Source organism: Streptomyces sp. NPDC048257, from assembly GCF_043201855.1.
GTDB lineage: Bacteria > Actinomycetota > Actinomycetes > Streptomycetales > Streptomycetaceae > Streptomyces.
On the sequence record NZ_JBICZI010000003.1, the window covers coordinates 25676 to 40167 of the forward strand.

Here is a 14492-nt window from a genome sequence, read left to right on the forward strand (position 1 = left end):
CCCGACTCCGGTTCTCGTCTACCACCTTGGCAGCGACGGATGCGGTACCGCGAGTGAGCCAGCGTCCGAACTTGGGCCACCTCAGCCGCCGCCGGGCGAGAGTCAGCTCCGTCTCGTGGGCGATCTTCGCGCTGCCGTGGCGGACGAGACTGCTCGGCGGGGCGAGCAGTCCGCGCGCCTCGCGCTTCATTCCTGGAGGAGGCGTCGCCTTCTGGCCTCTTCGTCGGGGTCGGTCTCGCTCGACGTGCTGCCCGGCACGGGAGGTGTGGTGCCGGGGGCCGGCCGGAGCCGGACCTGGTACGCCTCGGCGGAGTCGAGGATCGAGGCGTCGGGGTTCTCCCGGCGCCCGCGGGCCTTGACTGCTACCTCGTACCAGCCGGGGCCGAAGGTCGACAGGATCGGCAGGTCTAACCCGGGGCCCTCGACGACCGACTCGATACGCAGGCTTCCCGTGGGCGACCAGACCAGTGCTGCGGCCTCCTCCTCCCACTCTCCCGGCGTACTCGCCGGGGCGCCCGTCTCCACCTCCACACGGACGTTTCCGGTGTTGATACCGGTTCGCACCATGGCGCCCGCGGCCATCGGAGCGATCAGTCCGGCGGACCAGTCCGCGGTTTCGACGGGTACTTCACCGTTGTCGAAGATCCCGAAGATGCCCTCGTTGATGAAGAGTTTGGACTCGTGGTGCGTCGTCACCGCTCCTGTTCCTTACGGCGCTGCCGCCGCGACGAGGTAACCACTGGGTCGGCCGGTGCGCAACGGTGGCGCACCGTCGGCAAGCCTGCCGCCGGGCAGCTGCAGGTTACTGGACGACCACGTTGAAGGGGTCGGTCTGGAGGACTCGCTCCCTGCGGAAGAACTGAGTGTGGGTACCGCCCTGGTAGCTGTTGTCGGCCGCAGCGATCATGCACACGCCGACCCCGAGCGGTCCTGTTCCCGCAGGGACTCCGCTGAATCCGCAGCCGGGGTCGAGAAGAAACCGGAAGAACTGGAGACCGAGGGATCCCTGGTCATCCCATGGGCGACCACGGACAACGGAGAATGCCTGTACTGGCTCGTTCTTCCGGGCGTTGAGCCGAACGAATGGACCATCATGGTGAACGAGGCGAGCGGCCCCCTATGGGAACACTACTCCGTATCGTGCACGCAATTCCTTGCGTCCGCCCTCTCCGCAGAGCTGCAGTCGAACATCCTCTCGTCGCTGTTCCCCCTGGCCGCGCATGAATTCCGCCGCCTCGGTGCGGTGTAACGACGCGGCAATCTGCCGACCCCAACGGCTTCAGCGGGCCTCGTCGGCGGCCCGGCGAAGCAGCGGGAGGATTTCGGCGATGGGCCGGCCGCGACGCGCCTCGGCGAGTTCTGCGAAGGCCCGTTGGTAGGGGGCTCCGTACGTGCTCGCGCTGCGGCCAGCAGCTGGTCAAGGTGCTCCCTGACGACACCAATCTCGCCCATGGCCTGCTCCGCACGTCTCAACGGTCCCGGTCCGGACCCTCGCCTTCGAGGCTACGAGGCTAGTCTGACATCAGCCCCCAGACCCGGCATGGGGCGCGTTTCGGCTGATGAGGTCCTGGAGGAGCTCGCGGGTGGGCGGCGGCATCAGTCCCTCGGTGTCAAGGAGGTGCGACTGGCAGCCGGGAACGAGGTGGTCGAGCCGCTGGAACTCCCCGAGCTGGTAGAGCAGCAGCAGGGTGCCCACAGATGTGCGGCGGCTGCGTGGACTCCTGGACGGTGCCTCGTGATCGTGGCCAGCGGTGGAGTCGAGATGGCCCGCCTCCTCAGAGGGGTCCGTCTCAGTGTTCAGGCCGTGGGGAGGTGCCCACCCTTGCGGGCTTCGGTGATCCAGCGGCTGACGTTGATGGACCGACCCCGGAAGCCCCGGCAACCTGCTGACCAGTAGCGGACCGATCTCACCGAAGTTCGGCCGCCGCGCGGTGGCTCGTCCGAGGACTGATGAAGTCAGGCAAAGAGGGTTACCTCCTGCGGCCCTCCGGGCCGGCGGGCCCTACGCGCGCGGCGGCCGCCGCCTCCAGCAGCGGCCAGCCGTCGACCTCCGCCGGCCGCCGATCCGTCGGTTGCCACCCGCGGGCCAGCACCACGTCGAGCAGCGCCCGGACGGCGCCCGGCTCGTGCAGGTTCAGGTCCGCGCCCTGGGTGAAGCCCATGTCCCCGGAGCCGAAGGCGCTGCCCGGGACGTACCGGCCGGGCCCGTCGGCAAAGACGATGCGCAGCGTGCTGCCGGTCCCGGCCGGCTGCGGGGACAGGGTGAGGATTTGGCGGCAGTCCACGGCCCGGCCATCGCGGTCCCTTCGGTGACTGTGGCGCATCCTCCACATGTACACGCGCCCGTCGGCGACCAGTCGGCGGGGCTCCTTCTCATTCCGAGGCACGCAGCCGAGGGTACGCGGCCTGATCCACAAGGCACCCCCGCCCGGTGATCAAGCTCCGATGAGACGAAGGAGATGGTCGTCAAGCTTCGGTGAGACCCGGTCAAGGTCCGATGCGACAGGACATCATGCCCGTGTCCTATCGCACCGACCTTGAGCGATTCCCAGCGAAGGCTGAGTGATCAACTCCAACGTTCCTCAAGTTCTGGGGTGCCACGCCGCCACAAGCGCGCGACCAGGCCGGAGCGGGCCGCAGATGATCTGGTGATATGCAGCGGCTGGCAAGTCAATGCCCCCAAGGCCAGGCGGGAAGAGCGCACCCCCCGCCTGCCACGCATCAGCTCTGCGTAGTGGTCGACGGCCCAGTCATTCAACTCAGCCTCGATGGACGCTACGACAGCCAGTGCCTCCCGGTCGATCACCTCCGGATCCAGGACTTCGAAGAGCTTGTCTCTGCCGACGTTCAGCGACATCGCCTGCCCGGGCAACTTGAGCAGAGCCAGCCCCTTCTGCTTCTTCTCGCCACCGTCCGGGGGCGTGGCGGTCCCGACGCTGCTTCTGCGGCCTTCCAACACCGTTGCCCCCAGCGGAGGATCTGGATTGATCGCCAGGAGAGTGCCTAGCCCCCGGCGCGACCCGGGCTCTTCGGTTTCTTGCGGGTCCTTCTTGCCTGATCGCAGCTCTGGCATTCGCTTTCCGCTCAGCTGATCGCAAGCACCACGGGATCGAATGTCGGCGGCCAGTTGGAAATCCCCAGTGGCCACTTGGTGGGGAGGTATCTGGCTGCCGACGGTCACTCTGCGTTGCCGGATCTTTCGTCGTTCTTGATCGGTTCCGGCGGCAGCCCGGGCCTGGCTCTGGTGGAACCTGGATGGTGTTGTTGCACCTGTCGTAGCGGCATGTGATGTGGTCGAGGCACCACTGCACGAAAGGCTCCGTCTTATGTACCCCTCCATCACGCCTCCCCGCCAGGTCAAGATCGGTGATGCGGCCGCGTTCGCCGGGACCACCCCACGTGCCATCCGCCACTACCACGAAATCGGCCTGCTGCCGGAGCCGGAGCGAGGCGGAGACGGCCGCCGCCGCTACGGCTACGGCTACGACGACATGATCCGCCTGCTGTGGATCCGCAAGACGGCAGCGGTCGGCATCAGCCTGGACGATATGCGGGCCGCCTTCGACGAAGCCCGGGACATCGAGGAGATCCTGAGCAGGCTGGAGGAAACCTTGGCGGCGCGGGAGGCCGAAATCGAACGTCAGCGCGCGGCTGTCCAGCGTCTGCAGGCTGTGGGCAACCCGCTGGGGCTGCTCTCCGAACTGGTCACGGACCGGCTCAGCCACCTGCCCCCGGGCGCACTGCGCCCCTCCGACCTGGACGCCCTGCTGGTCACGGAACGGGTCTTCGGCCCGCTGGGCGCCGCCATCCAAGCCAGCGTGTTCATCGTGCTGGCCACCCACCCCGACCTGAGGGCCGAGGACGACCGTCTCGACGCCGCCGAGGCCGCCCTCGACGACGGCGTCGATACCCTCGACCCACGCGTCGAAGAGCTCGCCGTACGGCGATGCGCCCAACAAAGGGCCCTGGAGCAGGCCATCGAGGCAGCCGGGCTGGATGCGGCAGAGGAGAAGCTCTTCGAGATCTACGACGCCGACCTCAAAGGGGAGGAGGACACACAGATGAGCGCCTTCGAAGCGATCACCAAAATGCCCTACGACTTCTCGCCCGCCCGGATGCGCTGTATGGAACTCACGGCACAACTCCTCACCGACGCCCACTCCGCAGACCACTGATCGCCTGCGCCGGCACCGATGTGGCCGACAGCCGGTCGCGTCCATCCGCACCCGGCTGGTCGCGTCAGGCGTCGAGCCCGGGCCGTAGCAAAGAGTGACATCGCAACTGGCCGTACGTGGAGATTCCGAACTGGCCGCTGACAACAGGGAAAGGCGCCGGCCGCGCGCCGCCGGAATTCCCTGCGGCGACGTTGCCCTGCTGAAGGGGCAAGGCTCGTTTCCATTGGAAGCGGACGCCTGCAGGGACATACGCCCCGCGGCTCCCGATCACTCTGCGCCGGCGTCACCGGGCGCGTAGGGTGGCGGCCACCCGCTTTGCCAAGCGGGGGCACCTCTACCTCGGCACAGCACCCGCCGCCGCCGTCATAGTCGGGCCGCTATCTGCGGGCCGGCGTGGAACTCGGGTCGCTCGGTGGCCCGCAAGGTCTCTACCGTCCTGTGCCGCTACTTGCCGAGGATCAGCGCGAGGGCGGCAACGCATCCGAGGTGCGCGATGGTCAGCAGCAGCCACGCGCCGAATCCCATGCGACAGCGGTTGCGTGCCGATGCCCGCCATTCGTAGGCGATGCACACGACGCTGACGACCAGTAGTGGAACCCAGAGCAGTGCCCACCAGGTCCAGACGCCGCCGAAGTGGAGTACGGCGCAGGTTGCCCCGGTGAGTGGCACGGGCAGTGACCAGGAAGGCGTCCGCGAAGTGGCGTCGGTGTGGTCGGTGGTGGAGGTGTTCATGGCTGACCGCCTTTCATGCCGGGGGTGCGTCCGGGGATGGCCGAAGGCGCGCCGCACCGGTGGGTGCGGCGCGCCCTCAGTTACGCCTCAGCGTCTTACCGGAACATCTGCCAGAGGGTGTACAGGTCGCTGCCGATCCCGGACATGACCAGCGGAGCCTTCCACTTCCAGTGGAGGGCCTTGTACCACTTGGCGAAGTCGTCGTAGCTGCCCTTTACGGCCCGGGCGGCGCCGGGGATCTTCTCGAACAGCTTCTTGATCGCGTCCCACTTGCCCGCGGTGGCCGCCTCACCGTTCGCGACAGCCTGCAGCTCGGTCCGCTCGGCCGCGGTGAACTCGATCGGTCCGTTCAGCAGGGCCTGGGCGACGATGCGGACCTTCTGCTCCTGAAGCGCCGGCGCGGAGACCGTGGCCGCCGGTACGGGAGCGGTGGTGCGGGCGGGCCTTGGCGACGCCGCCGCCGAGTCCGACCGCCAGGGCGGCGAGGACAACAGCCCCACCGATGCGGATGACATGGCGATTCACGTCATTGTTCCCCTGTATGAAGACATAGGGGGGTGCAGTCCAGGCATCTGTTGCCGGCCGACGGCTTGGACACTTTAGGCCCGCAACCGCGCCCGGCTTGCCCCCCTGTGCGAACGACGGTCTACAGCCGGCGAGTTGGCCTGGTGAGGCCCCCGCGGCTGCGCCAGGAACGTAACCCAGTTCGCTCATCGCGCTCAAACGTTTGACGCTGCCTGGGCGATCGCGAGCCCTTCATTGCAACGTTGTACTGACCATTTCTACCCCCTCGAATCGGTCATAGCCACGCAATCGCCTACACCGTCACCGCCTTCGAGCCAATCCGTAACGGCCGTCCACGTGTCGCAAACCGACAAGAACAAACAAGAACAAACGGATCGATCGAAGGGCTGCGCTGCGGGCGAAGTCCGGTCGGTGGGATTCCGTGCGTTACCGCTGGCACCAGGTTGTCCAGGATCGTCGAACGCGGCTCGGAACAACCGGCCAGGCAGACCAACAGGCTGCCTGGCCGGACAGGCCACCAGGGGACGCCGAGCGAACTGCGGATTGAACCCCTCACGGACCAGGCGACGTGACCGCCGCGGGGTCGCCTGGTCCCCGTGCAGCGGCAATTTCGGCGCCTTCACCACTTCGCGGCGAGTTCGTCGAGGGGGTCCTCGACGTGGGCACGGTTGATGCGGTCTGCGGCCGCGATGGCGTCGGTGATCCACGCGCGCGCGCAGGGTGCTGCCGAGATGGGTGGCGAGGGCCGCGGCGATGTCCTTGAGTCGGGCGTCGCGGTTGAAGACGTCGAGGACGAACGCGGCGAGCGGTTCGAAGTCGCCGTCCTGGGCGTCCTGGACGGCGGAAGACATGGTCGAGCGTATGCGGTAGATGCCCGCGGCTTCCTTGAGTCCGCGCCAGACCGGGCGTCGTCGTGGCCGGGAAGGCCGTTGAGGAGGGCGGCGAACTGCTGCTCGTCGTCGGTCACGGTCGGCTCCTCCACATAGACGTCCGGTCAGTATCGAAGCCGGAGGACACAGAGGGTGCCGTTTCCGGGAGTTGATGGGGTGCCGATTCTTCGGTGAACCCCGGCACCTCTGTCGGGCCGGATACCGCCGGTGGACTTGGATGCCGTGATTCAGGGCGCCCACTCGGCGAGAGCGCCCCGGATCTGCTCGTACAGCCGGTTGATGCCCGTGCCGGCCTTCAGGGGCAGTGGCGGCGCTCATTTCCCCATCGTCGTGGCTGGCACCGACGATGCCGTGCTCGCCCTAAACCACTTCGGGACCGACGTGTCCAAAGAAACGAAATCACTCACTCAAACGGGTGATCCAGGCGGTGTTGGAGGGAGAAGGGGGGCGGGTCGGCTGTCAGGGATGTGTGGGCTCGAACGGTGCCCTTACCAATCCCAGATCGAGAACGACTTCTGATGCCGTCCTTGGACTGGACCGGGGTTCCCCCGGTCCAGGGCGCCGTGACCTCGTTGATGGTCGCCCTGGTCCACCTGTACCGGGGCCGCCGTTCCCAAGCTCGCGTCCGCCGCACGCAGCACAAGGCCGCTGCTGGTCACCCGCCGATCAGGAAGCCGGGCGCAGTGAGCGGAGCCGGTCGGCGACGTCGTACACGGTCAGGCGCAGGGCTCGGCTGTCGGTGATCAGGTCGCGCCACGGTTCGAAGGCGGCATCGATGTCCTTGCCGGAGGCCTTGAGGTAGGCGATCAGCCCGGTGAACGGGGCTATCCAGGAAGGCTCCGACGCCGCAATCACACCAGACACCGCAAGATCTTTTCACCCGCCGCATGGCTGGCCTATGGGTAGTCAGGAGGGGTGCCGCTGCGGTTCCACAGCCTTGAGCAGGCACTCGCGGTCGTCTGCACTGATCAGTCCGTCCGGAAGAGCCTCGTCCTCCAACAACGCGCTCAGCGCAGAGGCGTGTGCGGCGAAGGCGGCCCTGACTCTTTCGCGTTCGGGGTAATCGCAGTCGTTCCCGAGTAACAGCACCTGGCGTTCGTTGGCTGCGTCGACGGGCGAAGATACCTCCGCGGCAACGACCAAGAGCTCGACCAGGCCGGGCCGCACCGCGATGTCGGGGACAGAAGCCAGGCCGATCAGGAAGGGCAGCGCAGCCGGCATCGCGGCGCTGGCGTGAAAGATGCTGTCCATCAAGACATTGCCCAGCACGCGCAAGGCCTCGGTGCCGGCTACCTCATCTAGGAGACCTCGCAGCAGGACCGGGATCCCGGCAGGGCACCCGGGAATCTGCGACCAGTCGACATCGGCGCAGCCCAGCAGCGCGGGGTGGTCGCTTGCAGCTCGCTCTATCTGCGAATATTCGTGGAGAAACCGGGCGACAGCGGCCTCTTTGACCGCCTCATCCATCACACACATCTCTCTGCCCTGCCCCTGCTACCCGGCATCGCCCCGAACGGTGTCCGCAGGACGGAACTCTTCCCGGGGCGGGCGCCGAGCGCAAGCACCAAGTCCAGCAGCTGACACCGCCCGCCTTGGGGGCGGTGACGTACCAGCCCCGCGCCGGATAGCGGGACAGCCCCTAAGCTTGTTCTTTATCTTCTGGCGCCCCGGAAGTGGTGCGGGCAGAGTAGGCGGCATGACAGACAGTTCCGGCTCTGTTCCTGCGGAGGTAGACAACCGCCAGGCGATAGAGCACATCTCCGGTCGTCCCCATCGCCAGGCATGGCCGACGGATGCACTGGCACCGGGCAGTCGGGTCACGGTCGTTCGCGACCAGGACTGGGATGGTCCTTGGCAGGTCGAGTTTGCTGGAACGATCGATGCGATGGGTGCACCCGAACCCAACGAACATGCCCAGTCACTCAGCGGCGAGCTGCTGTACTGGGTGACCTTCGACGCGCCGCAATTACGACTGCGACGGGGCCGGCCCCTTTCGCAAGGCCCAGATCTGGGGTCGCTACCTACGGGCCGAGCAAGAGCCTGAAGCGTAGATCCGCACCTCATGTCCCGCTCGAATCATCCATCGAACTGGGTCGCTCACCTGGGGATTCGCCGGACGTGGGGGCGGCCTTCGTCTGATCATGTGCTCCGACCAAGGTGCACGTGACCACGGCGAAGGCCGTGAGGTGAGTCTGCTGCCTGATGCTGTCCGGAGGGAAGCGTTCGCGGAAGCGTCACGCTTCCGGGGCGAGTTCTACGAGTGTCTGACCGCCCGGCGCGATGAGTTGTTCGAGCTCGTGGACGCGGTGCTGTGTGCGGACGGCCCAGTGAAATCCCCGGTGGACCTGACGCTGCTGCCCGAGCACCGTCGTGGGCACGGAGCGATGTACGGCGGCCTGAACCACGGCCGGATCGACGTCGACCGGCTACGGACGCTGCTGGCAGGGCTGCCCTTGCCGCGGTTCGACGGCGGACGCCTGGTCCTGGCCGTCGATGTCTCGCCGTGGCTCCGCTCGGACGCTCCGTGCTCGGCCGATCGGCTGTTCTGCCACCTCTATGGCCGCGCGAAGACGGCCTCGCAGTTCATCCCCGGCTGGCCGTACTCCTTCGTGGCCGTGCTGGAGCCGGGCGCCACGTCATGGACCGCGATCCTGGACCCGGTCCGGCTCGGACCCGAGGACGATGCGACCGCGATCACCGCCGCCCAGCTCCGAGGAGTCGTTAAACGGCTCATCAGCACCGGCCCGTGGCAGGCCGGAGACCCGGACATCGTGATCGTCAGCGACGCTGGCTACGACGTCACCCGCCTGGCCTGGGTCCTGCGCGACCTCCCTGTCGAGCTGGTCGGCCGAGTCCGCTCTGACCGCGTCATGCGCCTGCCGAAGCCACCGAGAATGCACGGCGTCAACGGCCGGCCGCCCAAGCACGGCCCGGAGTTCCGCTTCAAGAAGCCGGAGACCTGGCCCGAGCCCGCGATCACCACGGCCACCGACACCAGCAACTACGGCAAGGCTGAAACTCAGGCATGGGACCGGGTCCACCCCCGGCTCACTCACCGTTCCTCTTGGCTCGACCACGACGGTGAACTTCCTTTGGTCGAGGGAACGTTGATCCGGCTGAAGGTCGAGCACTTGTCGAAGGAACGGGACGCGCCACCGGTGTGGTTGTGGTCCTCGAAGACCGGCGCCACCCCCGACGATGTGGACCGTTGCTGGCAGGCGTTTCTCCGCCGCTTCGACCTGGAGCACACCTTCCGCTTCGCGAAACAGACCCTCGGCTGGACCACCCCGAAACTCCGCACGCCCGAGGCGGCGGACCGCTGGACCTGGATCCTGCTCGTCGCCCACACCCAGCTCCGACTCGCCCGCCCCCTCGCCAAAGACCTTCGCCGGCCCTGGGACAAACCCACCACCCCCGACCGGCTCACCCCGGCCCGAGTCCGCAGAGGGTTCAGAAACATCCGCGCTCACCTCGCCTGCCCGGCCCGTGTTCCTCAAGCAACCGGAACCGGGCCCGGACGACCCCTCGGCTCGAAGAACCGCCGACCCGCCACCCGCTACGACGTAGGCAAAACCGTCAAACGCCCCGAGACCCTCAAGGCCATGGCAAGCCTGGAAGATCTTGGTAGATAAAGAACAAGCTAAGGGCTGTCCCGCAATCCCCGGCGGGCGCACGACGACAGCTACGGCACCTCGCCGCGTTGTCGGCAACGTCCAGATACGCCCAGTATGAGGACGTGCCTCCGCCGTGCGATGCACCGCATCTGACGCCGCGCGCTGATCCACCCGGGATTACGGGACAGCTCTTAGGCTGCGAGTTCATCGAAGGTCAAAAACCGGCGACGCGCTTGCGTCGTTGCAGGATCCACCGGTGTACGGGCGGTGTCAGGCTGGCGCCTACGAGGAATCCGAGCGCGACGCTCTGGCTCGCGACCGCGATAATCCCGATAATTGCGCACAGAACCATGCCGGTCACAACTAGGCCCGTGACCCTAACACACGGGGCTAGCTGGTTGAGCCATCTCACAGTCGAGAGAGTCGTGAGATACACGGTGGAGCCGAAAGCGGCCGACGCCAGAGCGGTTAGAGCATTCATTCCGCAACCTTTCAAAATCGGAAGTCGACATGTGTCTCTCCGGCCGCCACGGTCAGCCGTACTCCCTGTCCGGTACCACTTGGCCGCCGGTCTGTTTACCTGCAGTATCCGTCGCCGCCACTGCCGCTGTGATAGCCGGTCAGGGCGAGCAAGACCATGGGGACGGCGAAGAAGCGGTCCACCGGGGTGAATCCGGATGCTCCGGTGGGCATGCGTGCTCCTTCAGGGGTCGTCGAGCCAGGGGCGTGACGACCCCTCCCGCAGGAACGCGGGAGGGCGGCACAGGCGTTAGAGGTGGCTGGCCAACGTGTCGATGACCCACGTCTGAGTGATGGCGATAAGCAACCACCAGGCCCTCTGCGCACTCCAGTGCTGGTTGCCGATCCAGAACCGGAACTCACTGTGACCCTGCTTGGCCTTCGAGACAGCCGTAGCATCCTCAGCAGGCGGTCCAGGGGGACGCCTCGTGAGCCGCTTCGCATCGAAGCTCTCTACCGTGCGTCCCTCTTTATGTACGACCACGCGCCGAGGGCCGCGATCACAGCGGTGAAGGCGATGAGTACTGCGGTTCCTGCGCCGGTTGACAGTTCGCTTCCCACGAGAGTCTGCACCAGGGCGCGGTCTGTTTCGGGCAAGGTGTCGATGTTCGCTGCCATCGCTGCCCGACCTGCGCTGATGGGGAGCCATCCGGCGAGTGTGGCCGTCCCGGGGAGGAGGCTCAGGAGAATTCCTGCGATGCGTTCGCCGAGGAGCGGCCAGAGGACGAGCAGGAGTACTGCGGCGACGCGTCCGCGGACCAGGGTTGCGACCGAGGCCGCGATGACTGGCCAGCAGGTCAGGAAGATCGTGTATCCGAGGGCTCCGGGAAGTGTCTGCGTCCATGCGGGCTGCGCTTTCCCGCTCAGCGCGAGGGAGAGCGTCGCGGACAGGACGACCAGGAGCATGCCGCTCACCGCGCTCACGGCTCCGAGCGCCCCGCCGACCAAGAGCTTGGCTGTGAAAGCGGTGCGGCGGCTGGCCAGGGTGAGCCATGTGGTTCGGGCTGTTCCGCGCGAGAACTCCGTGGTGAGGGGGCCGGTTGCCAGCGGCAGGAGAAGGAAGGCGCTCAGCGGCAGCTGCATCGAGATGGCGTCCATGTTGAAGGCGGTCACCATCGTCCACGAAGACGGTGCCGTTCCTGGCTTCAGACCGATGAACGAGAGCGACCCGCTGAGCAGGCTCAGTGCCGCTACGGCACCGAGGAGGATCCAGGTAGAGCGCAGTGCCGCAAGGTGGCGCCACTCGTATCGCATGGCGCGCCGCAGTGCGGTTGTCCGGCTGACCGGGGCTACGCTGGCGTCCAGGGGGGTTTTGGTCTGGCTCATGAGATCCGGAACTCCTCTTCGGCCACTGACAGGTAGTAGTCCTCCAGGGAGGGTGCCTGCTCGTCGAGCCAGTGGACTGGGATGCCTCGTTCGGCGGCGAGGTCTCCGACTTGGAACCGGCTGATACCGCGGATCTTGGCCCTGTCGTCGGCGATAAGCCGGAATGTGCCGTTCAGCCGCTCCACTGGCTCGAGGAGTTCGCTGGCGCGGGGGCTCTGAAGGGTTACTTCGGTGCCGAGGCGGGCCAGATCCTCGATCGAGATTGTTGCGACGACGCGTCCTCGGGCCAGCACCACGACCCGGTCGGCCAGTTGCTGCATCTCGGCGAGGAGGTGGCTGGAGACGAGTACCGCCTTCCCGTCGTCGGCCAGCTGTCGCAGAGTGTCGCGCAACCAGCGGATCGAGTGGGGGTCGAGTCCGTTGGCCGGTTCGTCCAGGAAGAGCACGGCAGGGTCGGCGAGCAGGGCCTGCGCGATCCCGGCGCGTTGGGCCATGCCCAGCGACAGTTCCTCGAGCCGTTAGTCGGCGGTGCCGGTGAGGCCCACCCGGTCGATGATTTCCGGCACACGGCTGTCGGGTACTCCGGCACCGGCTGCGACCATGCGCAGGTGCGCGGTGAGGGTGTGGCGGGGGTGGCCTGCGACGCCGCCCATGACCACGCCGACGATCCGGGCCGGGTCTCGCCACTGGGTGAGAGGCCGCCCGAAGTAGGTCGTGGTTCCCTGGCCGGATGTCAGGCCGAGCATCAGGCGCAGTGTGGTCGTCTTCCCCGCGCCGTTCGCTCCGAGGAAACCGGTGACCACCCCGGCCGGCACGTTCAGGTGGACGTTGTCGACGACCCGCTTGCCCTTGTGCTGCCACGTCAGGCCGTCGGCACGCACGGCATCGGGCCGGCTGGCGTCCCTTGCCGTGTCGCGGGGCAGCTCAGGCATGGTTGAGCCAGAACATGAACCCGAAGAATGCGAGCACGCCAGGTGCCCCGGTTGCGGCGACGCGCCGACCGGACGGCCGCGCATCCGAGGGAGGAGGCCGGACGCGCCCTCGCCCCGGCAGAACTCGGCGAGTCTGCCGGGGCGAGCCGGACCACGGCGGTTCCCGTGCGGTCGTCGGGTCGTAGGTCCTGCCCCCCGACTACCGCGCGACGGCACAGAGCGTCGCGGTCAGGAGGAGCTCGGGTCAGCGGACCTCGGTGACCCGGTGCTCCTTGCGCGCGCCACAGTTGGAGTTGTACACCTGCACGTGCACGTTGCTGATGCCGCCGCCCCAGTCGACGCAGTGGCCCTTGCCGTACACGTAGGCCGGGCCCGCGTACGACGTGTACCGGCCGTAGTCCTCGCCCCGCTCCCAGGTTTCGGGGACTTCGATCCAGAGGGCCATGTCCACGGCCGCACCCGGGTTGTTGCGGATGGTCGCGACGCAGTTCTTGCCGTTCGAGGCGTTGTACGTCAGGTAGACGGTGCCCAGCGAGCCGATGGCGGCCGAGTTCACGGTCTTGTAGGCGTTTCCGCAGACCTTCTGCGGCGTGGTGTTGGGCGCGGCGGTGGCGGGCGCCGCCAGCGCGGTCGTGGCCCCCAGGGCCAGGGCGGCGAATGCGGTGGTGGTAAGGACGGAACGGGTGAATCTCATGTTTCCCCCTGGTCGTCATTGGAGTTGGTCGCTCCTGCATGGTGGGACATGAAAGACGGCGGAACGGTTGCGCATCGTCCGCACAGGATGTGACCGCGCCGCCTTACCACCCCGCCCGCCGGCCGACGGACGGCCACGCGGGCGTCGAGGCCACGCAGGCCGACTTCGCCGCGTTGCGCCAGCGGTCGACGGCTACGCCCGCCCCCGCCTAGCGGAGTCGCTGTGCACGAGCCGGGCCCGGGTCAGGGCCTCGTAGCCGGGGTTCACCACCGGGGCCAGGCCGATGTTGCACGCCTCCGACACCAGTAGCGCGACCACCGAGGTGGGCAGGTCCTTCCGGGTCGTGCCGTCCCTGAGATGGACGAAGGCGTCGAGGAAGCCGGTCCAGGCGTTCACCTCAAACAGCAGGTCCGGCAGGTCCGGCAGGTCCGGCAGGTCCGGCAGGTCGATCTTCGGGAGCATCTTCTCGACCCGCTGGCGCAGCCAGGTCAGGGACTTCGGCTCGCCGAGTGCGCCGAGCTTGTCGACGTTCAGCTTCACCCGCCCGTCGTCCTCCACCTCGATGGACACCTTCGCCGCGGCCCCGCCTCTTCCAGGCGTTCGGCGAGCTGTTTCCACCCGGCGTCCAGGCTGCGCACCAGCTCCGCCAGGTGCTCGGTGACGGGCATGTCGAGGCTCAGCCCGGCCAGCACGTCCTCCTCGACCGCGTCCCGGTCGGGCCCGTCCAGCAGACGGGCCCGCGGGTTGGACCAGCGGTGCGAGGGCGAGGCGAAGACGTCACGGTTGTTCAGGGCACGGTGCAGCGGCTCCAGCACGCACACCACGTACGCGTCCCGGTCCACTGCGCCCTGCGGCAGATCGGGGTTGGCATCGACCGCCTTGCGCCACTCGGGGGGGCACCAGCTTGTCGTCCACCTCGCGCGGCAGCAGCGGCTTGACCCCCGTCTTCCGCCGCGCCAGCGCCGGCAGGCCGCGCACTCCGACCAGGACCTGCTTACCGGCGCTCGCCGTGTTTCGTTCTCGTCCGGTTCGTCCTTGCGGTGCCCCTGCTGCGGCAGGGCGGCCCGCATGTCGGCGAACTTCTC

At 67.6% G+C, this 14492-nt stretch carries 13 protein-coding genes and 2 pseudogenes; 3 read left to right on the plus strand and 12 right to left on the minus strand.

The features are described from left to right. Positions 1-186: 186 nt before the first annotated feature. Positions 187-696 (minus strand): hypothetical protein, encoded by a 510-nt coding sequence (locus tag ACGFZK_RS07525; protein WP_393847921.1) that lies wholly within the window; start codon positions 694-696, stop codon positions 187-189. Between the two features lie 169 nt (positions 697-865). On the opposite strand from ACGFZK_RS07525, the gene ACGFZK_RS07530 reads away from it, so the two are divergent. Next, positions 866-1249, plus strand: a complete 384-nt coding sequence (locus tag ACGFZK_RS07530) for a hypothetical protein (protein ID WP_393847922.1) — start codon at positions 866-868, stop codon at positions 1247-1249. 273 nt (positions 1250-1522) lie between these two features. On the opposite strand, the gene ACGFZK_RS07535 is transcribed toward ACGFZK_RS07530, so the two are convergent. From ACGFZK_RS07535 to ACGFZK_RS07545, 3 genes are all read right to left on the minus strand, one after another. Continuing rightward, the gene (locus ACGFZK_RS07535; protein ID WP_393847923.1) at positions 1523-1696 is read right to left on the minus strand and encodes a hypothetical protein; all 174 of its coding nucleotides are present in this window, start codon (positions 1694-1696) and stop codon (positions 1523-1525) included. A gap of 274 nt (positions 1697-1970) precedes the next feature. Then, the gene (locus ACGFZK_RS07540) at positions 1971-2387 is read right to left on the minus strand and encodes a hypothetical protein (protein WP_393847924.1); all 417 of its coding nucleotides are present in this window, start codon (positions 2385-2387) and stop codon (positions 1971-1973) included. A gap of 179 nt (positions 2388-2566) precedes the next feature. Continuing rightward, positions 2567-3073, minus strand: a complete 507-nt coding sequence (locus ACGFZK_RS07545) for a hypothetical protein (protein ID WP_393847925.1) — start codon at positions 3071-3073, stop codon at positions 2567-2569. A 253-nt stretch (positions 3074-3326) separates the two neighbouring features. Between ACGFZK_RS07545 and ACGFZK_RS07550 the strand changes: the two genes are divergently transcribed. Next, on the plus strand, positions 3327-4175 hold the full coding sequence (locus ACGFZK_RS07550; protein ID WP_393847926.1) for a MerR family DNA-binding transcriptional regulator: 849 nt from the start codon (positions 3327-3329) through the stop codon (positions 4173-4175). A 444-nt stretch (positions 4176-4619) separates the two neighbouring features. Here ACGFZK_RS07550 and ACGFZK_RS07555 read toward each other — a convergent pair whose 3' ends face one another. The 4 genes from ACGFZK_RS07555 to ACGFZK_RS07570 form a co-directional block, all read right to left on the minus strand. Then, positions 4620-4907 (minus strand): hypothetical protein, encoded by a 288-nt coding sequence (locus tag ACGFZK_RS07555; protein WP_393847927.1) that lies wholly within the window; start codon positions 4905-4907, stop codon positions 4620-4622. A 95-nt stretch (positions 4908-5002) separates the two neighbouring features. After that, a complete protein-coding gene (locus ACGFZK_RS07560; protein ID WP_393847928.1) occupies positions 5003-5422 on the minus strand; it encodes a hypothetical protein in 420 nt (139 codons plus the stop codon). A gap of 1566 nt (positions 5423-6988) precedes the next feature. Next, the gene (locus tag ACGFZK_RS07565; RefSeq protein WP_393847929.1) at positions 6989-7186 is read right to left on the minus strand and encodes a hypothetical protein; all 198 of its coding nucleotides are present in this window, start codon (positions 7184-7186) and stop codon (positions 6989-6991) included. 42 nt (positions 7187-7228) lie between these two features. Next, the gene (locus ACGFZK_RS07570; RefSeq protein ID WP_393847930.1) at positions 7229-7789 is read right to left on the minus strand and encodes a hypothetical protein; all 561 of its coding nucleotides are present in this window, start codon (positions 7787-7789) and stop codon (positions 7229-7231) included. Between the two features lie 719 nt (positions 7790-8508). Between ACGFZK_RS07570 and ACGFZK_RS07575 the strand changes: the two genes are divergently transcribed. Next, positions 8509-9954, plus strand: coding sequence for an NF041680 family putative transposase (locus ACGFZK_RS07575; RefSeq protein ID WP_393847931.1), 1446 nt, complete (start codon positions 8509-8511; stop codon positions 9952-9954). Between the two features lie 954 nt (positions 9955-10908). Here the strand turns inward: ACGFZK_RS07575 and ACGFZK_RS07580 are convergent. The 4 genes and pseudogenes from ACGFZK_RS07580 to ACGFZK_RS07595 form a co-directional block, all read right to left on the minus strand. Beyond that, positions 10909-11781, minus strand: coding sequence for a hypothetical protein (locus ACGFZK_RS07580; protein ID WP_393847932.1), 873 nt, complete (start codon positions 11779-11781; stop codon positions 10909-10911). Then, positions 11778-12797 (minus strand): annotated as a pseudogene (locus tag ACGFZK_RS07585) (ABC transporter ATP-binding protein). Before ACGFZK_RS07585 ends, ACGFZK_RS07580 begins: the two are co-directional and overlap by 4 nt. A 160-nt stretch (positions 12798-12957) precedes the next feature. After that, positions 12958-13407, minus strand: coding sequence for a spore-associated protein (locus ACGFZK_RS07590; RefSeq protein WP_393847933.1), 450 nt, complete (start codon positions 13405-13407; stop codon positions 12958-12960). 216 nt (positions 13408-13623) lie between these two features. After that, positions 13624-14421: pseudogene (locus ACGFZK_RS07595) on the minus strand (Tn3 family transposase); the annotation flags it as partial. Positions 14422-14492: the final 71 nt, after the last annotated feature.